This is a genomic window from Allobosea sp. (assembly GCF_035944895.1).
Lineage (GTDB): Bacteria > Pseudomonadota > Alphaproteobacteria > Rhizobiales > Beijerinckiaceae > Allobosea.
Genome location: NZ_DASZAT010000010.1, coordinates 1,093,899 through 1,113,291, shown reverse-complemented (window position 1 = coordinate 1,113,291; position 19,393 = coordinate 1,093,899). Strand labels below are relative to the sequence as shown.

Below are 19,393 nucleotides of genomic sequence, written 5' to 3'. Positions count from 1 at the left end.
GCGATCATCAATTCATCCGCGTCCCGCCAGCACACGGTCAAGCTGCGCCTCGCTCGGCGTCACCTGGTAGAAGAGCGTGTGGAAGTCGCGGGCGAGCTTGCGGATATCCTCCGGGAACTGCGCGGGATAGAGCAGCTTGGCCAGCCACCACAGGCCGATTGCCCGGTTGACCGAGGGCGGGAAGTCGACCCAGCCGAAGGGCAGCTTGGGCGAGAGATGGACGCGGCCCTCGCGCACCGCCTTGACGCCGGCCCAGTTCGGATCGCTGCGCACGCTCTCGGCGAAGGCGAGGTCGATGGTGACGATGACGTCGGGGTTCCAGGCCAGAACCTGTTCGAGCGAGACCTGGGCGAGGCCGCTGCCGGGTGTGTCGGCGGCGGCGTTGCGGCTGCCGAGAAAACTCAGCGTCTCGACATTGATCGAGCCGCCGAGCCCGGTCTCGAGCCCGCGCGGGCCGCGCGCATAATAGACGCTCGGCCGCTTCTCTGCCGGGATCGCGGTGATGCGGCCCCGGATCGTGGCAAAGCTGTCCTCGCACCAGCGCGCCAATGTCTCGGCGCGCTCGCTGCGACCGGTGAGCTGGCCGAGGATGCGGTAGCTCGCCGGGGTCTGGTCGAAGCGGCCGTCGAGCAGGGCATAGGGGATGCCGGTCTGCTGCTGCACGCGCTCGGCGAGCTCGACATAGGTACGGCCGGTCGAGCCGGAATCGATGATGAGATCGGGCTTCGCCTGCAGCACGGCTTCGAGATTGGCGCTGTTGCCACGGCCAGTGATGCGGCCGACCTCCGGCCGGTCGCCAATGCCGGGCAGCAGGAATTCGCGCTCCTCCGGCCGGTTGGCGCGCGGCCAGCCGATCAGCAGGTCGGGTGCGAGCGTATAGACCAGGATCGCTGCCGGCGGCCCGGCCGGGAAGATGCGCTCGACCTTGCCGGGAACCTGGATCTCGCGGCCGGCGCCGTCGCGGATGGTCGCCGCTCGGGCGAGGCGTGGGGCGGCGATCGCCGCGCCGAGGCCAGCGAGGACGGCGCGGCGGTCAGGATGCGGCATGGGAGGTTTCCGTTGTGCCGTGCGAATGGCTGCATCGAAATGGCTTGATGTCGAGGAGCGGCGTGCCGTCGAGGCAGTCGAGCCCGCGCACCAGCAGCGCGTTGCCTTCAACGCCTTCAAGCTTCACCCGCGACAGGGCGATCGGGTTCGGCCGGACCGGTGAACGCAGGGCGAAAGTGCCGAGCGTGCCGCCGCCGCGTGGCGTCTGCGTCAGCAGGTCGCGCCTGGCTTCATGCATCCAGTAGAGCAGGTCGAGCTCGCCGAAGGCCTCGATGCCCTTGAGCGCAGGCTGCCAATGCGGATCGATCTCGACGCGGCAGATCGGTCCGTCCTGCCGGCCCTGACGCGGGCAGTCGTCGCGCGTCGCGAAGGGCGTGCGGATGCGGCCGATGAAGACGAGCCGGGCATCGGTCCGTTCGGGCAAGGGCGCTTCGGTCTCACCCAGCCGGGTTGCTTGCCAATCCATGATGTCGCCCTTCCGCTATCCCTCGCGCGGCAGACCCGGTGCAACGAAGCCATGCCTTGCCAGAAGCGCCTGCCCTTGAGGCGAGAGGATGTACATGGCGAGCCTGTAGCCGTCCGGCGAGGCCTTGTTCAGCACCGTCAATCCGTAATCCGCGCCGACGGCGAGCTGGTCCGGCAGGCGCAGCATCGCGATCCTCGGCTGTTCCCTCGCAAGCGGCTGGGCGTTGGTGCAATAGGCCAGGAAGATGTCGGCCTCGCCGCTCGCCAGCTTGTGACCGTAGACGTTGAGGCCTTCTGGCGCCGGCAGGCACTCCGGCCCACCGGTGAGCTTCAGCGCCTTGGCTTCCAATGCAGCCCTGGCGCCGGGCTTCACCGCCTCCGCCTTCGCGAAGACGGCGAAGGCGTAGTCGCCGGACGGATCGGCCTTCGGTGTCGAGGTGCCGAGCTTCACCTTGGGGTCGAGCATCAGTTCGAGCAGGTTGGCGCTTGTCGCTACCAGCCCCGGGCGCAGGAAGGCGCAGAGCTCGTTGCGGGCGAAGAGCACGGCCGGGCCGGCGAGGCCAAAGCGCGCCAGCGCCTGCGGATGCTCCAGATTGGCCGAGGCGAAGACCTCGCCGGTCTCGCCCCTGATGAGCCGGTCCCTGAGCAGGCCGGAGGCGCCGAATTGTGCGGAGACGGGGATACCCGTCTCGCTCTGGAAGGCGTCGGCGATGTCGAGCAGGGCTGCGCGCAGGCTGCCGGCGGCGTGCAGGCTCACCGGGGCAGCGGCGCGCGCGCTCGGCTGGGGTGCCGCGGCCAAATCTCACTTCCCTTCGCGCGGCAGGCCGGGCGCGACGAAACCGTGCCGCGCCATGATGCGCTGCCCCTCCGGCGAGAGGATGAACATGGCGAGCCGGTAGGCGTTCGGGGAGGCGCCGTTCATCACGGTCAGCCCGTAATCGGCACCGACCAGCAGCTTCTCCGGCAGCCTGACCATGCGGATGCCGGGCTGCTCGCGGGCGATCGGGTCGGCATTGGTGCAATAGCCCAGGAAGAGGTCGGCCGCGCCGGTCGCCAGCAGATGACCGGTGCCGTTGCGGTCCGGCGGGGTTGGGGCGCTGTTGGAGCCGCCGACGAGTTGCAACGCCTTGGCCTCCAGCGCCGCCTTGGCGCCGGGTTTCAGCGCCTCGGCCTTGGCGAAGACCTGCCAGGCATAGTCGCCGGACGGGTCGGCCTTCGGCGTCGAGGTGCCGAGCTTGAGCTTCGGATCGAGCATCTGCGTGAGCAGCGTGTTGCTGGTCACGTCGAGCCCCGGACGGGCGAAGGCGCAGGTCTCGTTGCGGACGAAGAGCACGACGGGGCCGGCTTTGCCGTCCTTCGCCAGCGCGAGCGGATGCTCCATGTTGGCGGAGGCAAAAACCTCGGCTGGCTCGCCCTTGGCAAGCGCCTCGCGCAGCAGGCCGGACGGGCGGAAGCTGGTCGTGACCGGAATGCGCGCCGAGGTCTCGAAGGCTTTGGAGACCTCGGTCAGCGCGTTCTTCAGGCTGCCGGCGGCATGGAGCAGCACCGGCTTCTCAGCCTGCTGCGCCGAGGCAAGCGCCGGCCACAGGCTGACGATGGCAGCGAGGACGAGCCGGCGCATCGGCTCAGGCTCCCGCCTGGCCGGCGTTGGGGAAGAAGAGCTGCTGGCCGTCGATCTTGTAGTCGGCGATTGCCTTCTGGCCTTCCGGGCTGGTCAGCCAGTCGGCGAAGAGCTTGCCGTCGTTGAACTTCACATGCGCGTGCTTGGCGGGGTTCACCGACATCACGCCGTACTGGTTGAACAGGCGCTTGTCGCCCTCGACGGAGATGACGAGATCGCCGCGGTTCTTGAACGAGATCCAGGTGGCGCGGTCGGAGAGGACATAGGCGCCCATCGCCCCGGAGGTGTTGAGCGCCGCGCCCATGCCCTGGCCGATCTCGCGATACCAGGGGCCCTTCTGCGCGGCGATGTCGATGCCCGCGACCTTCCAGAGATTGAGCTCAGCGGCATGGGTGCCGGACTTGTCGCCGCGCGAGACGAAGGGTGCGGCCTTTTCCTGAATCTTCTTCAGGGCTGCGACGATGTCCTTGCTGCCGGCGACACCGGCCGGATCGCTCTTTGGGCCGATCAAGACGAAGTCGTTGTACATCACCGGCCGGCGCTCGGTCGAAAAGCCTTCCTCGACGAATTTCAGCTCCTGCGCCCTGGCGTGGACGAAGACGACATCGGCATCGCCGCGCCGGGCGGTGTCGAGGGCCTGGCCGGTGCCCTGCGAGATGACGCGGACCTCGATGCCGGTCTTGGCCTTGAACAACGGCAGGATGTGATTGAACAGGCCGGAATCCTGCGTCGAGGTGGTCGAGGCCACGGTGATGAAGCGCTCGCCGGCCGGGGTGGCAGGGGTCTGGGCGAGGGCGAAGCCGGTCAGGCCGAGGAAGAGGCCGGCGGCGAGGAAAGAACGTCGGGGCAAAGCGGTCATCGGGCGTTTCTCCTGTCGTTGGTCTTTATTGGTCACCAGAGCAGTTCGCCGGCGAGGAAGGCGCGCGCTTCGGCCGAGTGCGGGCCGGCGAAGAAATCCTTGGCGGGCGCGTCCTCGACCAGGCGGCCGCGATGCAGGAAGAGCACGCGGTCGGCGAGGCGCCGGGCCTGGCCGAGATCATGGGTCGACATCATCACGGTGATGCCCTCGGCGACGAGGCCGGAGAGCAGTTCCTCGATCTGGCGGGTCGCTGCGGGGTCGAGCTGCGAGGTCGGCTCGTCCAGGAAGAGCAATTCGGGCCGCAGCGCCCAGGCGCGGGCGATGGCGAGGCGCTGTTGCTCGCCGCCAGAGAGCAGGCGGGCCGGCTGGCTGGCGCGTTCCGCAAGGCCGAAACGCTGCAGTGCTTGCGCCGCACGCGCCTTGCGCTCGGGGCCGGTCGCGCCGGCGGCGGCGAGGGCGTGGGTGATGTTGGCCTCGACCGAGCGGCGCAGCATGATCGGCTTCTGGAAGACCATGGCATGGCGCTTGGCGCGGCCTTCAGCCCCGGCAGCCCAGCGCACCGTCCCGCGGCTCGGCGTCAGCAGGCCGTGGCAGAGGCGTAAGGTCAGCGACTTGCCGGCGCCGTTCGGCCCGAGCAGCACGGTCAGGCCACCGGCGGGAATCGTGAAGCTGTTGGGCTCGACCAGCAGCTTGCCGTCGCCGGAGAAGGCGGCGGCCTCGACGGTGAGCGGCAGGATCGAGGTCTGGCTCAGCATGTTCGCTCAACCGGCATAGCGCGCGCCGATGCGGCTGGCGCCGAAGGCGATTGCGTTGATGGCGAGCGTCAGCGAAAGCAGGACGAGGCCGAGTCCGAGCGCGAGCGGCAGGTCGCCCTTGGAGGTCTCCAGCGTGATCGCCGTCGTCATGGTGCGGGTGTAGCCGGCGATGTTGCCGCCGACGATCAGGACGGCGCCGACCTCGGCACTGGCCCGGCCGAAGCCGGCGAGCAGCGCCGTCGCCAGCGCGAAGCGTCCATCGAAGAGCAGGGTCGGGATGGCGCGCAGGCCTTCAAGCCCGACCGAGCGCAGATGGTCCCGGTACTCGCTCCAGAGGTCCTCGATCACCTGCCGGGTCAGCGCGATCACGATCGGCAGGACGAGGATCACCTGCGCGATGATCATCGCGGTCGGCGTGAACAGCAGGCCGAGGGGGCCGAGCGGGCCGGAGCGCGAGAGCAAGAGGAAGACGGCAAGGCCGGCGACGACCGGCGGCAGGCCCATCAGCGCGTTGAGGCAGACGATGATGGCCGAGCGGCCGGGAAAGCGCGCCAGCGCCAGCGCCGCACCGAGCGGCAGGCCGATCAGCGCCGCGATCAGCACGGCGGTCAGGGTGACGCGCAGCGACAGCAGGACGATGCCGAGGAAGCCGGGATCGAGCCCGACAACCAGGGCAAAAGCCGCCTGAAAGATCGCGCCGACGTCCAAAGCCTGCTCCCGCGCGCTCGCCTTGAGATTGCAAGCATTTGCAATTGGTAGAGTTCAATGCGACCAAATGCCAACGCCGTAACCAGCGCAGGTATGTGCAGGCTGATGCAGGATCAAGCTTGGCTCACGACTGAAGAAGCGGCCGGCTATCTGCGCCTCAAGGAGCGCAAGCTCTACGAACTGGTCGGGCAAGGCGCGGTGCCCTGCACCAAGGTCTCCGGCAAATGGCTGTTCCCGCGCGCCGGGCTCGATCGCTGGCTGGAAGCCGGGTTGTCGCGTCCGGCCGGGTTCGACGCGGTCCCGCCACCGCCGATCGTGGGCGGCAGCCAGGATTCGCTGCTGGAGCTCGCCATCCGCGAATCCGGCTGCGGGCTGGCGCTGCTGGCCGAGGGGTCACAGGCCGGACTCGACCGGCTGGTGCGCAACGAGGTCGCGATCGCTGCGCTGCACCTGCACGCGACGCCGGATGATGACGCTGCCAATCTCGCGGCGATCCGGGCGGAGCCCTCGCTGCACGATGCGGTCGTGATCAACTTTGCCCGGCGCGAGCAGGGGCTCTTGGTCGCGCCCGACAATCCGCTCGGGATCAACGGGCTCGGTACGGCGGTGGCCAAGGGCGCGCGCTTCGCCCAGCGCCAGCGCGGGGCCGGGGCGCAATTGCTGTTGCTCAGCCTGCTGGAGCGCGCCGGAGTTCCGGCCGGCCGCATGGTCGTCGCCGACGGCATCTGCGCCACTGGCCAGGACCTGGCGCTGGCGATCCGCTCCGGCCGGGCCGATTGCGGCATTGCTGCGCGTGCTGTCGCAATGGCCTTCGGCCTGACTTTCCTGCCGCTGGTCTGGGAACATGTCGATCTGGTCATGCGCCGGCGCAGCTATTTCGAGCCGGCGACGCAGAAGCTACTCGCCTGGATGCGCGGTCCCGACATGGCGGTGCGGGCGCGGGAGTTCGGCGGCTATGACCTGTCGATCAGCGGGAGCGTGCGGCTGAATCGCTAAGCGGACGCTTGCGAAACAAGCTTGCAAATGGGGCGGGCAATTGCAGCGCCTCTTGCGCTGGCGAGGACATAGTCTTCCGACCGGATTCAGCAGGCGAGGACAACCCCGTGACGATCGATCTCGACAAGCTCGTGCAGGAGATGACCGACTGGCGGCGCGACCTGCACGCGCATCCGGAGTTCGGCTTCGAGGAGATGCGCACCAGTGCCTTCGTCGCGAGCAAGCTGCGCGAGTTCGGCCTTGACGATGTCGCGGAGGGGGTCGGCGGCACCGGCGTGGTCGGCACGCTGAAGCGCGGCAGCGGCAACCGGGTGATCGCGTTGCGGGCCGACATGGACGCGCTGCGCATCCCCGAGCAAAGTGAGTTCTCCCACCGCTCCGGCAATCTCGGCGTCATGCATGCCTGCGGCCATGACGGCCACACCGCCATGCTGCTCGGCGCGGCGAAGCTGCTGGCCGAGGAGGGCGGCTTCGATGGCACAGTGCGCTTCGTCTTCCAGCCGGCCGAGGAATGGGGACGCGGTGCGCTCGCCATGCTCGATGACGGATTGCTGGAGCGCTTCCCCTTCGAGGAGATCTACGGGCTGCACAACGCGCCGAAGCTGCCGGTCGGCAGGTTCCAGACCCGCATCGGCCCGATCATGTCTGCCGAGGACAATTTCGAGATCGTCCTCACCGGCGTCGGCGGCCATGCCGCCCGCCCCCATGTCGGCAACGAGGCGCTCGTCGCCGCCTGTGCCCTGGTCACCAGCCTGCAGACCATCGTCTCGCGCCGCCTGAGCCCGGCTGAGATCGCCGTCGTCTCGGTGACGGAGCTGATCACCGACGGCACCCGCAACGCCCTGCCGGGGCAGGCGCGCATCCTCGGCGACGCCCGCAGCTTCCACCCCGAGGTCAGCGCCGATATCGAGGTGCAGATGCGCGTGATCAGCGAAGGCATCGCGCGAGCCTACAATGTCGGACAGTCGGTCACCTACACGCGCGAATTCGTGCCTTTGGTGAACCAGCCGGCGCAGACCGAGGCGGCGCTGGAGGCGGCGCGGCATGTGCTCGGCGCTGAGAACGTCTCGGTGGTGTCGGAGCCTTTCACCGGCTCGGAGGATTTTGCCCGCTTCCTTGCGCATGTGCCGGGCTGTTTCTCCTTCGTCGGCAATGGCGACAGCGCGCCGCTGCACAATCCGCGCTACGACTTCGACGACAAGGGCCTGATCCATGGCGCGCGTTTCCATGCGGAGATCGTAAGGCGGCGGCTGGCGGTGGGGTGATGGCGAAGCTCGCAGCGGAAGGGCCAGACGGAATGCGCACACGACCTGCCGTCGCTGGCGATGCCGAGCAGATGAGCGCGGTCCTGCGCGCCATCATCGCCGCATATGGGCGAGAGCGCCCCAGCGACCCCGACTTCGTTCTCGCGACCTATATCGCCCATCCCGACCGCGTCGCCTGCACGGTCGCACTCGACGATGCGGGGATGGTCGTCGGCTTCCAGTCCCTGCGCCGGGCGCGGCCGGGCGATCCCTATGGAACGCCGGATGGCTGGGGGAGCATTGGGACCCATGTCGCGCCGGGTGTCGGCCGGAAGGGTGTCGGAACGACGCTGTTTGCGGTCACGCTGCAGGCTGCTTCGGAGGCCGGCATTGGCCGGATCGACGCCGCTATCCGCGACGACAACCTGATGGGCCTTGCCTATTACGAGGCGCGAGGCTTCCGGACCCACCGGACCGAGAACGGGGTGGTCCACAAGGTCTACACAGTGTCAGAGAGCTGACGAGCGGCCCTCGAACGTCCGCCATGCGCAGACCTTGTGCACATATTCCCGCTCGCGTTCGGCCTCGCCGAAGGGCGCGACCGGCCAGAGCCAGCTCTCGTCCTCCTTGGGCAGGCCGACGCCGTACATCAGGTCGAGCCGGTCATGGATCGCGCCGGCGCGATCGCGCTCGACCATCTCGACATCGCTGATCAGGCAGACATGGCCCTTGAAGCGGGCGAGGTCGTCGAGATGCCAGGCGATGCAGCGAGCCGGTAGGTTTTCGGGCAGGGTGGCGGCGCGGGCGGGGTTGTCCTCGAGCCAGTCGGCGACCGGCCAGGCAAGTTGCGAGAGCAGGTTGGCTGATATGACGAGGTCGACGCGGTCATTGGCGACGAGATCGGCCAGCGGGTCCTGCCGGCCCTCCGCCTCGCCGGTGAGCCAGGCCATGGCGCCGGTGAGATCGCGGCTGAGGAGGCTGACCTTGCCCTGCCGCCAGAGCTTCAGGCGCAGCAGCGGCAGATGAACGATGTCGACGAGCACGACCTCCTCGAAGCTGGCGCAGAGCGTGTCCAGCGGGATGTCCCGGGCGGGGCCGGAGCCAAGCACCACGACCCTGCGGCGGCGCGGCAGGGAGGCTGCGACCTCGGCGATGATGGCGCGGCAGCGGGCCTGATGCGGCTCCCAGGCCTTGCGTTGGCGAAGGCCACGCGACCAGAGCGCGATGCCCTCCCGCAGCAGGCCGAACCGGCGCGCCTGCGGCGTAGCCGGCGTCAGGGCTTGCAGCGCCAACTCGGCGAGCATCAGGGCATGATGCCGAAAAGTGGATGCCTGCTTTCGGACGACATCATGGCTCCTGCAATCAACCGAGCGCGCCGCGTGCCGCGACCGGCCAGACCGCCTCGACATGGGCGTCCGGACCGTTAAGGCCGCGCACGCAGACATACCAGTCGTGCAGGTTGACGGTCGGGTCGCAATGGCCGGGAACCAGCAGGATGCGGTCGCCGCGATGCGGCACAGCAACGGGATCGCCGGTCAGGATGCCATGCTCGTCGGAGGGCTTGGTGTAGATCACGCCGTCGCGCTGCCAGGGCACTGGCATGCCGGAATCGACCGCGGCGGCCTTGTGGCCGGCATCGACGATGGCGCGGTCCGGCACCGGCTTGCTCATCACTCCCGCGAGCACGAACAGCGCATGCTGGAAAGTGTGGAAGGTCGAGCCGTCGGCCATGCGGTTCCGGGCATAGTCGGCATCCATGAAGATGTAGGAGCCGCATTGCAGCTCGTTCCAGATGCCGGAGCGGCTTTCCAGCTCGAAGGTGCCGGTGCCGGCGCCGCCGACGGTCTCGCAGGCGAGGCCGGCCTGGGCGAGGCGCTCGATCGCATTGCGGGTCAGCAGTCCCGCGCGCTCGATCGCCTCGCTGCGCTCGTCGACCGAACGCATGTGCTGGGCCGAGCCATGATAGGCCTGCACGCCGCGGAAGCGCAGCGTGTTGCTGCGCGCCACCGCCTCGGCGAGCCGGACCGCCGCCTCGCCGGGAGCGACGCCGCAACGACGCCCGCCGATGTCGAGCTCGACCAGCACGTCGAGGACGACGTCGTTGCGCGCCGCGGCCTCCGCCGCCTCGCGCACGCCGTCGATATGGTCGACGCAGAGCCCGATTCGGGCCTCGCGGGCGAGCTTCGCCAGCCGGTCGAGCTTGGCAGCGCCGGCGATCTCATTGGTGACGAGCACGTCGGTGACGCCGCCGGCGACCAGGATCTCCGCCTCGCCGACTTTCTGGCAGCATTGCCCGATCGCGCCATGGGCGATCTGGCGCAGGGCGATCTCCGGGCTCTTATGCGTCTTGGCATGGGGGCGCAGGCGCACGCCCGTCGCCTCGGCGAAAGCCGCCATGGTGACGAGATTCCGCTCGAAGGCGTCGAGATCGATGATCAAAGCGGGCGTATCGATCTCGGCGAAGGACTGTCCGGGCCGGGCCGGCGGGGAAAGGGGCATGTGCTCTCGAATCTGGTGAATCAACTCATGTCCATCGGACGTCAGCTTCGTGTCCGGAGCAAGACCGGCAGTGGCGCTCGCATGGCGGCCATGTTAGGCCGCGCGCCATGAAGATCGGACGCGTCACCGACGACACCTTTGCGCTTTTCGCCCGAGTCTGGCGCGAGCGCGGACGGCACTATACGCCGCAACTCCTCGCCATCCTCGGCCTCGTCGTGCTCATCGCGGCGACGACGAGCTTCTATCCGCTGCTGATCAAGGCGGCCTTCGACGCCTTCGCGGATCCCATAGGGGCCGAGGCGACCGGCTTCGTGCGCCGCATGGAGCGGCTGGTGTCGAAGTCGATCAATTTCGAGATCGGCGTGGTCAACGCCGTCGCGGTCGTCGTGGTGATCGTCACTGCGATCAAGGGGTTTTCGCTGCTGACCCAGACGGTCATGACCAACAGCGTGGTCAGCCGGATCGAGGCGGACATGCAGAGCGCGCTCTACGCGCATCTGATCGATGCGGATCTCGCGCAGCTCCAGAGGGAAAACCCGGCCTCGCTGACGCAGCGCTTCACCACCGACTTCACCTTCGTCAAGGAGGCGCTGACGCGGCTGGTCAACATCGCGGTCCGCGACGTGATGACGGCGATCGCGCTGGTCGGCGCCATGCTCTGGATCGACTGGAAGATGACGGCGGTCGTGCTGCTGATCGCGCCGGTCGTCGCGAGGCCGATCGGCCGGATCGGCAAGAAGCTGCGCCGGATGGCGGCCTCGCAGCAGGAGCAGACCGGGATCATGGCGAGCCTGGTCACCGAGAGCCTGCAGGGCGCGCGCGTCGCCAAGACCGATTCGCTCGAGCCTTATCTGAAGGAGCGCGCGGCCGGGGCCTTCGAGACGATCCGGGCACTGAAGATGAAGGCGGCCAATGCCCGCGGCCGGCTCGATCCGTTGCTCGAGGTCGCCGGCGGGCTCGCGGTCGCCGGCGTGCTCTCGGCGATCGGCGTGCGCATCACCTCGGGCAGTTCCACCGTCGGCGACTTCACCGGCTATGTCTCGGCACTGCTGCTGGCGGCCCAGCCGATGCGCTCGCTCGGCAATCTCAACGCCATCGTCCAGGAGGCCGGTGCCTCGCTGAAGCGCTACTACGCGCTGATCGACGAGAAGTCGCTGATCACCGAGCGCCCGGATGCCAGGCCGCTGGCGGTGAACGGCGGCGAGATCGCCTTCCGCGACCTGCGTTTCCGTTATCGCGACGACCAGCGCGGCCTCGAAGGCATCGATCTCGTCGCCGAGGCCGGCAAGACAACGGCGCTGGTCGGCCGGTCCGGCTCGGGCAAGTCGACCATGCTGGCGCTGGTGCCGCGGCTCTATGATCCCACCGAGGGCCGGGTCGAGATCGACGGACAGGACATCCGCGACGTGACCCTGCGCAGCCTGCGTGGCCAGATCGGCGTGGTCAGCCAGGATGTGGTGCTGTTCGACGACACGGTGCGCGCCAATATCGGCTTTGGCCGCCCGGGTGCGAGCGAGGCGGACATCGTCGCTGCGGCCAGGGCGGCAGCGGCGCATGACTTCATCATGGCGATGCCTGACGGCTATGACACGAAGGTCGGCGAGCGCGGCTCGCGCCTTTCCGGCGGCGAACGCCAGCGCCTCGCCATCGCTCGCGCCATCCTGAAGGATGCGCCGATCCTGCTGCTCGACGAGGCGACCAGCGCGCTCGACACCCAGTCGGAGCGATTGGTGCAGGAGGCATTGGCGGAGCTGATGAAGGGCCGGACCACACTCGTCATCGCGCACAGGCTCTCGACCGTGCGCGAGGCCGACCAGATCGTCGTGCTCGACGAGGGCAAGGTGGTGGAGACCGGCGACCATGACGGGCTGATCGCGCGCGACGGCGCCTATGCGCGGCTCTACCGGCTGCAATTCGCGGAGGGCTGAGCCATTCGCCTGGAGACCGAACGCCTCGTCCTCGACCTGCACGGCGTCGAGCATTTCGAGCCGCTCGCCCAGATGTGGAGCGATGCGACGGTGGTGCACCATATCGCCCAGCCCTCGACGCCTCAGGACGCCTGGATGCGGCTGCTGCGTTATCGTGGGCTCTGGCCGCTGCTCGGCTACGGCTATTGGGCGCTGACCGAGAAGGCGAGCGGCCGCTTCGTTGGCGATCTCGGCTTCGCTGATTTCCACCGGGCGATCGAACCGTCGATCCGCGGAGTTCCCGAGGCTGGCTGGGTGCTGGCGGGCTGGGCGCACGGACAGGGCTTCGCGAGCGAGGCTCTCACTGCTGCGCTCGCCTGGCTCGACAGGCAAGGCACACATGAAAGCTCGGTCTGCCTGATCGCGCCGGAAAACAAGCCTTCGCTGCGGCTGGCGCGACGCTTCGGCTTCCGGGACGAGCGCATCGTCAGCTTCTCCGGGCATGACACGCTGCTGCTGCGGCGGGCGCTGCCGGCATAGCGCCAGGGTGGTGCGTCGGCGTTGCCACAAGCATGCCGGGCATGCGCCCGTGGCAGGCTGCTGCTGACAGGAGCTGCCACAATCTGCTGGCAGTGTCCCGGCTTAAAAAATTGAAAGAGATTTTGCCGTGACGCCCCCGACGAACGCCGCCGCGCCGGCGCGTAAAGCCACCCGCCGCGAATGGCTGGGTCTGATCGCGATCGCCTTCCCCTGCATGATCTATTCGATGGACCTGACGGTGCTGAACCTGGCGGTCCCGACGCTGACGCGCGAGCTCAAGCCGACAGCGGGCGAACTGCTTTGGATCATCGACATCTACGGCTTCATGGTTGCCGGGTTCCTGATGACCATGGGCACGCTCGGCGACCGGATCGGCCGGCGCAAGCTGCTGCTGATCGGCGCGGCCGCCTTTGGCCTGGCCTCGACCGTGGCCGCCTTCTCGACCAGCACGGAGATGCTGATCGTGATGCGGGCCCTGCTCGGCATCGCCGGGGCGACACTGGCACCCTCGACGCTCTCGCTGATCGCGGTGATGTTCGAGGACGAGACCGAGCGCACCTTCGCGATCTCGATGTGGATCGCCAGTTTCTCGGCCGGCGCCGTGATCGGGCCGCTGATCGGCGGCGCGCTGATCGAGTATTTCTGGTGGGGCTCGGTCTTCCTGATCGCGGTGCCGCCGATGCTGGTGCTGCTGGTGATCGGGCCGATCCTGTTGCCGGAATACAAGGCGCCGCAGGCTGGCAAGCTCGACTTGGTCAGCGCGCTGCTCTCGCTGGCGACGATCCTGCCGGTGATCTATGGGATCAAGCACTGGGCAGAATTCGGGCTCTCGGCCTATGCCGTCGCCTGCATCGTTGCCGGGCTCGTGCTCGGCCTGGTGTTCGCGCGCCGGCAGACGAGCCTCGCCGATCCGATGGTCGATCTCACCTTGTTCGGGATTCCCGCTTTCCGGGCGGCGCTGGCGATCAATCTCGCCGGCATCATGGTGATGTTCGGCAGCTTCATCTTCATGGCGCAGTATCTGCAGCTGGTCGCCGGGCTGACGCCGCTGGAAGCCGGAATCTGGTCGCTGCCCTCGGCGATCGCCTTCACGCTCGCCTCCTTCGCGGTGACGCCGCTGAGCGTGCGGTTCAAGCCGGCGATGCTGATGGCCGGTGGCATGGTGCTCTCCGGCCTCGGCTTCGCCTGGTTGGCCTTTGCGCCCAATCTCGTGCAGATCGTCGCCTCGTCGATCGTGTTCTCGATCGGCTTCACGCCGGTGATCGCGCTGACGACCGGGATCGTGGTCGGCTCGGCGCCTCAGGAGCGGGCAGGGTCGGCTTCGGCGATGTCCGAGACCAGCATCGAATTGGGCGGTGCGCTCGGCATCGCCGTCTTCGGCAGTCTCGGTGCGGCGCTCTATCGACAGAGCATGGCGGGGCTCTCGGTCGCGGGCGTCGACAGCACGACGCTGGCGCCGGCGCGCTCGACGCTCGGCGGGGCGCTCGCCGCGGCCGAGCGGCTGACGCCCGACCAGTCGGCGCATCTGCTGCAGGCGGCGCGCGAGGCCTTCATGGCCGGCTTCCATGCGGTCGCGCTGATCGCGATCGCCGGCATGGTTTTCTGCGTTGCAGTGGCGCTGACGACCTTGCGTGACGCAAAGCCGTCGGCGGCGCATTAAAGATCGTCATTCTCGGGCTTGACCCGAGAATCTTCTGACGAGAAGGCGCTGACCAGCACCTTTTCCGGCCTGAGATGCTCGGGGCAAGCCCGAGCATGACGCGCAGGATCAGGGCTCGCGCAGCAGCGCTTCGGCCGCGGCCGGGAAGCCGCGGAACGAGAGCGGCAGCGTGATCTCGCGCTTGCCGGCGTCGAGATAGCGCATCTGACCGGCCTCACTGAGGCCACGCCAGCGCTTGAAGACGTCGTCGCTCAGGCTGGCTTCGGCGAAGCAGCCGCCGGGCAGGCAGCGCTGGAAGACGGCAACCGCCTCGTCCTTCTCGGCGACGACAACGCGCACGCTGGCCTTGTCGCCGAGCGCCAGATTCGGCGGCACCTGGATCACCAGCTTGATCGGCTCGCTCTTGACCGGCCGCCCGATGGCGACCAGCGCGATCGGGCCGCGCTGGCCCTGCTGCTCCAGGGTCTGGACGATCTCGCAGACGCGAGCCGCGACGCTCTGCTGGCAGCGCATCACCCAGTCGCCATAGGTCGCGGTGGTGTTGTCGGGCTGGGAGACGGCGCCGGGCGTCGGGGTTGCCTGCGCCTGGGCCGGGCGCTGCTGCTGGGCGGGGCGTTGCGCCGGCGCCTGGGCCAAGGCGGTTCCCGCCAACAGCAAAGTGGAGAAGGCGAGGGCAGTCGGTCGTCTCAGCATGGCGGCATGGGTCCGAAGCGGGCAATCGCCGAGTTCAAGACCAGGATCGGCCGCAGCGCAAGCGGCAGTTGTTGACAGCCGTCAAGGATGCCAGCCGCTCTCCTGCGCCGGAGCCTCGTCCTTGGCCTCCTGGGCGCGCGCTTCCTCGACCACCGCGAAGACCGCGCGCAGTGCTGCCTCGACGCCTTCGCCCGAAGCCGCCGACAGGGCGATCGGCGTGCGCCCGCAGGCGCGCTTCAGGCGGGCGAGCTGCTCCTTGCGCGCCTCCGGCGTCAGCGCATCGACCTTGGAGAGCGCGACGATCTCCGGCTTCTCGTCGAGATCGGCGCCATAGGCGGCGAGTTCCTTGCGCACGGTCTTGTAGGCCTTGCCGGCGTGCTCGCTGGTGCCTTCGACCAGATGCAGCAGCACGCGGCAGCGCTCGATATGGCCGAGGAAGCGGTCGCCGAGGCCATGGCCCTCATGCGCCCCCTCGATCAGGCCGGGAATGTCGGCGAGCACCATCTCACGCCCGTCGACGCGGACGACGCCGAGACCGGGATGGAGCGTAGTGAAGGGATAGTCGGCGATCTTGGGCTTGGCTGCCGTCACCGTGGCGAGGAAGGTCGACTTGCCGGCATTGGGCAGGCCGACCAGACCGGCATCGGCGATCAGCTTGAGGCGCAGCCAGACCCAGCGCTCCTCGCCCGGCAGGCCGGGATTGGCATGGCGCGGCGCCTGGTTGGTCGAGGTCTTGAAATAGGCGTTGCCGAAGCCGCCATTGCCGCCCTTGCACAGCACGAAACGCTGGCCGGGCTCGGTCAGGTCGGCGATCAGCGTCTCGCCGTCCTCGTCGAGGATCTCGGTGCCCGGCGGGACCTTGAGCACGATCGGCGGGCCATTGGCGCCGTGCCGGTCCTTGCCCATGCCGTGCTCGCCGATCCTGGCCTTGAAGTGCTGCTGGAAGCGGAAATCGATCAGCGTGTTCAGGCCCTGCACGCATTCGACCACGACGTCGCCGCCGCGTCCGCCATCGCCGCCATTGGGCCCGCCGAACTCGATGAACTTCTCGCGCCGGAACGAGACGCAGCCGGCGCCGCCGTCACCGGCCTTCACATAGATCTTGGCTTGGTCGAGGAATTTCATGATCGCTAGGTAGTCGTATGCGCCGGGCAGGGCAATGCGCAACACGCCGCTCTCTAAAAAGCGCCGTCATTCCGGCTGGAGCGAAGCGGAACGCCGGAATCCATCATAGGGCACAGGCGCTCTATGATGGATTCCGGAGCAGCGCCGCTATCGCGGCTTGTCGGGAATGACGGGAACCCATGTGAATGGGCTCGCGTCAGGCCATGCAGGGTTCTTCGCTGAAGCGTTCCGCCTGCTGCTGCTGTTCGGCAGCCGGCAACGGCGCCCAGCCTGAGGCGCTCCAGCTCTTCAGCGCCGACCAGGTCGAGCGGTCGAGCCGGAACTGCTCGCAAGGGAAGAGACCGCCGCGCGCCGGCAGCGACTTCAGGAAGGATCCTTCCTGCCGAAAGCCGCTCTTCTCCAGCACCCGGCGCGAAGCCGGGTTGATGACGCGGGTGTCGGCCTCGATCGCCTCGATCTCGACCAGCGAGAACATGGTGTCGATCAACGCCTGCACGGCTTCGGTGGCATAGCCCTTGTTCCAGTGCGGCGTGCCGAGCCAGTAGCCGAGGAACGGCCGTCCGGTCGCCTGCTTGTGCGCGCCGATCATGCCGATCAGCTCGTTCGGCTTCTCACGCGGGGTGATCGCCAGCACGAGATGCTCACCGAGCGCATTGCCCTTGCGGGTGGCGAAGACGAAGGGATCGACCGCCTGGGTCGGATAAGGGTGCGGGATCGACGCCGTCATCTCGGCCACCGCCTTCTCGCCGGCGAGGCGCAGGATGGCGGTCGAGTCGGCAATCCGCGGCCAGCGCAGCCACAGCCGCCTGGTTTCGAGCCGGAAGACGTCGTCTCTCGTCAATTCGGGGAACATCTGGTCTCTCCGTCGGCGCAAACGAAAGGGGGAGATGGGCTTTGGTCCCATCTCCCCCTCGCTGACCTTCGGGAAACCCGCTTTCGGGCTTTTATTCCCTTGATCCGTCCGGTTCGATGGAACCGGCGGATCGAGAACATTCCCTATCCGCCGTTTATTCTGCGGCCTCTTGGGCCGGGACTACGTTCACGAAAGCTCGGCCGAGCTTCGTCGTGAATCGGACGCGACCGTTCGACGTGGCAAAGAGCGTATGGTCTTTGCCCATGCCGACGTTCACGCCGGCGTGCCATTTGGTGCCGCGCTGACGAATAATGATGTTGCCGGCCACGACCGCCTGGTCGCCGAAGCGCTTCACGCCGAGGCGCTTGCTTTCGGAGTCGCGACCGTTGCGGGACGAGCCGCCTGCCTTTTTGTGAGCCATAACGCCCTACCTCAAAAACTCTTCAGTCCATGTAACCCGAATCGGCGGCAAAAGCCACCCCGACCGGGCGTGAAGCTGCGCGGTGCCTGTCAGCGCCGGTCAGTAGTCTTCGCCGGAAGCGAGCTCGGCCTGGTCGGCCTTGGCCCGCGGCGGCTTGCCGGCGAGCAGCTCCTTGGCCTGCTCGACCCACTCTTCGCGGGTGGCGCGGCCACGCAGCTTGAGCTCCTCGTCCCACTTGGCGATATCGGCCTCGGTCCAGGCGGCGATGTCGTTCCAGGAGGTGATGCCGGCGGCGCGCAGCTTCTTCTCGATGGTCGGGCCGACGCCCGAGATCAGCGAGAGGTTGGAGGCGTCGAGGCCCCCGGCCTTGGCTTCCGCCTTGGCCTTGGCAGGCTTGGCCGCGGCCTTGCCCTTGACGGCTTCGCTGCCGGCCTTGAGCGCGACGGGGGCGGCGGCGCCCTTCTTCATCTCCGGCTTCTTGCCGCCGGTGAGAATGTCGGTGATGCGCACCACGGTCAGCTCGGCGCGGAAGCCGCGCTTGCGCTTCGAATTCTGGCGGCGGCGCTTCTTGAAGGCGATGACCTTCTCGCCGCGGGCCTGCTCGACGATCTCGCCGGCGACGGTGATGTCACCGAGGAAGGGGGCGCCGATCGTCGACTTCTCGCCATCGGTGAGCATCAGCACAGAGCCGAAAGCGACGGTGTCGCCCGGGTTGCCCTCGATCTTGGCGACGGTAATGCGGTCGTTGGCGGCGACGCGGAACTGCTTGCCGCCGGTCTTGATGACTGCGAACATCTTAGTGTTCTCCATGTTGAGCCCCGCCCGGTCATGTGCCCTGAAGGGCGCACGCGGGACGGCTTTTTGGCAGTCGGTTGCGTGGTCGGGTTTGCTCTTTGAAGCCCGCTGCGCCCGCCGCATTGGAGCGGCGTGGTCGGCGGCAGCCAAAAGAGATCAGGCGCGGGTTTCCCCACGCCGGACGCGGCTTCCTAGTCGCGCACGGGCGAGCCGTCAAGGAAAAGCAGCGTGGCAGCGGTTGATTTCAGGGCGATGACGGCGTTGTGGACGCATCGCTCCGGAAAGGCTTGTGCAGCGGGGATGCAATGTGTAGTAAGCACCCCGCCTCGACCAGAGCGACCGCGGACAGGTGGCAGAGAGGTTGAATGCACCGCACTCGAAATGCGGCATACCCGCAAGGGTATCGGGGGTTCAAATCCCTCCCTGTCCGCCATCGATCCTCTAAGGGATTGATCTTCCAGAGAGTTTAGCCAAGCCAACAGCTCGCAGCCACCCGAGCGCTACACACGGGTGTGCGCATGGCTCTCGCAATGGCCCGTCCCTGGAAGCATCCGAAGCCCGGCATCTAATGGCTCCGCAAGCGCGTCCCGGATGAGTTGCAGAAGCTCGCAGGCAAGCGCGAGGAGAAGCAGAGCTTTTGAACGCGCGATCCGACGGTGGCGAAGCGCAAGCATCTCGTTGTGCTCACCGAGATCGAGGAGCGCTGGGTCAACCTGAAAGCTGGAGCGCGGTCGTTGACCGAGCGCGAGGCTCAGCGTGGCGCAGGCGTCGCGCGATCTGGACGTGCACGAGAATGTGCTACGCAAATGGATTCGGGACTTCGTCGCCGATCCAGGACAGGCTTTCGCAAGCCGTAGCCGACTTGGCGATCACGTGACGCCCCAGCAATATGGCCGCTTGCTTGATGGCTGGGTCGCCCTGATCGGCCTGGATCCGGCTCTCTATGCGACCCATCGCCTGAGGCGGACGAAAGTTACCTCGATCTACAGGCGCACCGGCAGCCTGCGCGCCCGTCAACTGCTCCTGGGGCGCTTCAGGCTTGAAAGCACCGTCCGCTACCTCGGTATCGAAGCTGATGATGTCTTGATCCTGCCCGAGCAGACAGATTTATAGGCTTTCCCGTATGGCAAAGAAGCAATTCCGGCGCTTGGGCCAGCGCCGAAGGTCGTGATGGCCGAACGACGTGAATAAGGACGAGGCGGATT

General features: G+C 67.8%; 21 protein-coding genes and 1 tRNA gene. 8 read left to right on the top strand and 14 right to left on the bottom strand.

Going from position 1 to position 19,393, the window contains the following annotated elements; genetic code table 11:
- Positions 1–12: 12 nt before the first annotated feature.
- From VGV58_RS20955 to VGV58_RS20925, 7 genes are read right to left on the bottom strand one after another with little or no spacing between them, the layout of a single operon-like run.
- Entirely contained in the window at positions 13–1,047 is a 1,035-nt protein-coding gene (locus VGV58_RS20955; protein ID WP_326875950.1) for an iron ABC transporter substrate-binding protein, read from the bottom strand.
- Entirely contained in the window at positions 1,034–1,513 is a 480-nt protein-coding gene (gene tsaA / locus VGV58_RS20950; RefSeq protein ID WP_326875949.1) for a tRNA (N6-threonylcarbamoyladenosine(37)-N6)-methyltransferase TrmO, read from the bottom strand. The genes VGV58_RS20955 and tsaA overlap by 14 nt, the downstream gene beginning before the upstream one ends.
- Before the next feature lie 15 nt (positions 1,514–1,528).
- Positions 1,529–2,311, bottom strand: coding sequence for a molybdate ABC transporter substrate-binding protein (locus VGV58_RS20945; protein ID WP_326875948.1), 783 nt, complete (start codon positions 2,309–2,311; stop codon positions 1,529–1,531).
- Between the two features lie 3 nt (positions 2,312–2,314).
- Positions 2,315–3,133 (bottom strand): molybdate ABC transporter substrate-binding protein, encoded by an 819-nt coding sequence (locus VGV58_RS20940; protein WP_326875947.1) that lies wholly within the window; start codon positions 3,131–3,133, stop codon positions 2,315–2,317.
- Positions 3,134–3,137: 4 nt separating this feature from the next.
- A complete protein-coding gene (locus VGV58_RS20935) occupies positions 3,138–3,992 on the bottom strand; it encodes an ABC transporter substrate-binding protein (RefSeq protein WP_326875946.1) in 855 nt (284 codons plus the stop codon).
- Between the two features lie 32 nt (positions 3,993–4,024).
- Positions 4,025–4,747, bottom strand: coding sequence for an ATP-binding cassette domain-containing protein (locus tag VGV58_RS20930; RefSeq protein ID WP_326875945.1), 723 nt, complete (start codon positions 4,745–4,747; stop codon positions 4,025–4,027).
- Positions 4,748–4,753: 6 nt separating this feature from the next.
- Complete coding sequence (locus tag VGV58_RS20925) at positions 4,754–5,455, bottom strand: ABC transporter permease (RefSeq protein ID WP_414644035.1); 702 nt, start codon at positions 5,453–5,455, stop codon at positions 4,754–4,756.
- Positions 5,456–5,560: 105 nt separating this feature from the next.
- Between VGV58_RS20925 and VGV58_RS20920 the strand changes: the two genes are divergently transcribed.
- The 3 genes from VGV58_RS20920 (at position 5,561) to VGV58_RS20910 (ending at position 8,216) form a co-directional block, all read left to right on the top strand.
- Positions 5,561–6,451, top strand: a complete 891-nt coding sequence (locus VGV58_RS20920; RefSeq protein WP_326875944.1) for a helix-turn-helix transcriptional regulator — start codon at positions 5,561–5,563, stop codon at positions 6,449–6,451.
- 107 nt (positions 6,452–6,558) lie between these two features.
- Positions 6,559–7,716, top strand: coding sequence for a M20 aminoacylase family protein (locus tag VGV58_RS20915; RefSeq protein ID WP_326875943.1), 1,158 nt, complete (start codon positions 6,559–6,561; stop codon positions 7,714–7,716).
- Positions 7,717–7,748: 32 nt separating this feature from the next.
- Complete coding sequence (locus VGV58_RS20910) at positions 7,749–8,216, top strand: GNAT family N-acetyltransferase (protein WP_326875942.1); 468 nt, start codon at positions 7,749–7,751, stop codon at positions 8,214–8,216.
- Here VGV58_RS20910 and VGV58_RS20905 read toward each other — a convergent pair.
- Together VGV58_RS20905 and VGV58_RS20900 are read right to left on the bottom strand one after the other, a co-directional pair.
- Positions 8,205–8,999: a hypothetical protein gene (locus VGV58_RS20905; RefSeq protein ID WP_326875941.1), complete on the bottom strand. Its 795-nt coding sequence runs from the start codon at positions 8,997–8,999 to the stop codon at positions 8,205–8,207. The two genes, VGV58_RS20910 and VGV58_RS20905, sit on opposite strands and share 12 nt — an antisense overlap.
- A 58-nt stretch (positions 9,000–9,057) precedes the next feature.
- On the bottom strand, positions 9,058–10,194 hold the full coding sequence (locus tag VGV58_RS20900; RefSeq protein WP_326875940.1) for a DSD1 family PLP-dependent enzyme: 1,137 nt from the start codon (positions 10,192–10,194) through the stop codon (positions 9,058–9,060).
- A 107-nt stretch (positions 10,195–10,301) separates the two neighbouring features.
- On the opposite strand from VGV58_RS20900, the gene VGV58_RS20895 reads away from it, so the two are divergent.
- The 3 genes from VGV58_RS20895 (at position 10,302) to VGV58_RS20885 (ending at position 14,301) form a co-directional block, all read left to right on the top strand.
- Positions 10,302–12,122, top strand: a complete 1,821-nt coding sequence (locus tag VGV58_RS20895; RefSeq protein ID WP_326875939.1) for an ABC transporter ATP-binding protein — start codon at positions 10,302–10,304, stop codon at positions 12,120–12,122.
- Positions 12,123–12,125: 3 nt separating this feature from the next.
- Positions 12,126–12,641 carry a GNAT family N-acetyltransferase gene (locus VGV58_RS20890; RefSeq protein ID WP_326876180.1) on the top strand — a complete coding sequence of 172 codons (516 nt, stop codon included), beginning with the start codon at positions 12,126–12,128 and terminating at the stop codon, positions 12,639–12,641.
- A gap of 127 nt (positions 12,642–12,768) precedes the next feature.
- Positions 12,769–14,301 (top strand): MFS transporter, encoded by a 1,533-nt coding sequence (locus tag VGV58_RS20885; RefSeq protein ID WP_326875938.1) that lies wholly within the window; start codon positions 12,769–12,771, stop codon positions 14,299–14,301.
- Between the two features lie 108 nt (positions 14,302–14,409).
- Here the strand turns inward: VGV58_RS20885 and VGV58_RS20880 are convergent, their stop codons facing one another.
- From VGV58_RS20880 to VGV58_RS20860, 5 genes are all read right to left on the bottom strand, one after another.
- Positions 14,410–14,994, bottom strand: coding sequence for an invasion associated locus B family protein (locus VGV58_RS20880; protein WP_326875937.1), 585 nt, complete (start codon positions 14,992–14,994; stop codon positions 14,410–14,412).
- Positions 14,995–15,075: 81 nt separating this feature from the next.
- Positions 15,076–16,119, bottom strand: coding sequence for a GTPase ObgE (gene obgE, locus VGV58_RS20875; RefSeq protein WP_326876179.1), 1,044 nt, complete (start codon positions 16,117–16,119; stop codon positions 15,076–15,078).
- Positions 16,120–16,315: 196 nt separating this feature from the next.
- Entirely contained in the window at positions 16,316–16,972 is a 657-nt protein-coding gene (locus tag VGV58_RS20870) for a GNAT family N-acetyltransferase (protein ID WP_326875936.1), read from the bottom strand.
- A 154-nt stretch (positions 16,973–17,126) separates the two neighbouring features.
- Positions 17,127–17,393 carry a 50S ribosomal protein L27 gene (rpmA, locus tag VGV58_RS20865; RefSeq protein ID WP_091842353.1) on the bottom strand — a complete coding sequence of 89 codons (267 nt, stop codon included), beginning with the start codon at positions 17,391–17,393 and terminating at the stop codon, positions 17,127–17,129.
- 99 nt (positions 17,394–17,492) lie between these two features.
- Complete coding sequence (locus VGV58_RS20860) at positions 17,493–18,188, bottom strand: 50S ribosomal protein L21 (protein ID WP_326875935.1); 696 nt, start codon at positions 18,186–18,188, stop codon at positions 17,493–17,495.
- 343 nt (positions 18,189–18,531) lie between these two features.
- Here VGV58_RS20860 and VGV58_RS20855 point away from each other — a divergent pair.
- Both VGV58_RS20855 and VGV58_RS20850 read left to right on the top strand, forming a co-directional pair.
- A tRNA-Ser gene (locus tag VGV58_RS20855) sits at positions 18,532–18,621 on the top strand.
- A gap of 323 nt (positions 18,622–18,944) precedes the next feature.
- The gene (locus VGV58_RS20850) at positions 18,945–19,301 is read left to right on the top strand and encodes a site-specific integrase (protein ID WP_414644033.1); all 357 of its coding nucleotides are present in this window, start codon (positions 18,945–18,947) and stop codon (positions 19,299–19,301) included.
- Positions 19,302–19,393 lie beyond the last annotated feature (92 nt).

What these genes read in the sequence shown, in the direction of transcription:
- VGV58_RS20940 (WP_326875947.1), bottom strand. Translation starts at nt 3,133, where the DNA reads ATGCGCCGGCTCGTCCTCGCTGCCATCGTCAGCCTGTGGCCGGCGCTT.
- VGV58_RS20935 (WP_326875946.1), bottom strand. Translation starts at nt 3,992, where the DNA reads ATGACCGCTTTGCCCCGACGTTCTTTCCTCGCCGCCGGCCTCTTCCTC.
- VGV58_RS20870 (WP_326875936.1), bottom strand. Translation starts at nt 16,972, where the DNA reads ATGTTCCCCGAATTGACGAGAGACGACGTCTTCCGGCTCGAAACCAGG.
- VGV58_RS20955 (WP_326875950.1), bottom strand. Translation starts at nt 1,047, where the DNA reads ATGCCGCATCCTGACCGCCGCGCCGTCCTCGCTGGCCTCGGCGCGGCG.
- tsaA (WP_326875949.1), bottom strand. Translation starts at nt 1,513, where the DNA reads ATGGATTGGCAAGCAACCCGGCTGGGTGAGACCGAAGCGCCCTTGCCC.
- VGV58_RS20895 (WP_326875939.1), top strand. Translation starts at nt 10,302, where the DNA reads ATGAAGATCGGACGCGTCACCGACGACACCTTTGCGCTTTTCGCCCGA.
- VGV58_RS20880 (WP_326875937.1), bottom strand. Translation starts at nt 14,994, where the DNA reads ATGCTGAGACGACCGACTGCCCTCGCCTTCTCCACTTTGCTGTTGGCG.
- VGV58_RS20930 (WP_326875945.1), bottom strand. Translation starts at nt 4,747, where the DNA reads ATGCTGAGCCAGACCTCGATCCTGCCGCTCACCGTCGAGGCCGCCGCC.
- obgE (WP_326876179.1), bottom strand. Translation starts at nt 16,119, where the DNA reads ATGAAATTCCTCGACCAAGCCAAGATCTATGTGAAGGCCGGTGACGGC.
- VGV58_RS20920 (WP_326875944.1), top strand. Translation starts at nt 5,561, where the DNA reads ATGCAGGATCAAGCTTGGCTCACGACTGAAGAAGCGGCCGGCTATCTG.
- VGV58_RS20910 (WP_326875942.1), top strand. Translation starts at nt 7,749, where the DNA reads ATGCGCACACGACCTGCCGTCGCTGGCGATGCCGAGCAGATGAGCGCG.
- rpmA (WP_091842353.1), bottom strand. Translation starts at nt 17,393, where the DNA reads ATGGCTCACAAAAAGGCAGGCGGCTCGTCCCGCAACGGTCGCGACTCC.
- VGV58_RS20860 (WP_326875935.1), bottom strand. Translation starts at nt 18,188, where the DNA reads ATGTTCGCAGTCATCAAGACCGGCGGCAAGCAGTTCCGCGTCGCCGCC.
- VGV58_RS20905 (WP_326875941.1), bottom strand. Translation starts at nt 8,999, where the DNA reads ATGCTCGCCGAGTTGGCGCTGCAAGCCCTGACGCCGGCTACGCCGCAG.
- VGV58_RS20900 (WP_326875940.1), bottom strand. Translation starts at nt 10,194, where the DNA reads ATGCCCCTTTCCCCGCCGGCCCGGCCCGGACAGTCCTTCGCCGAGATC.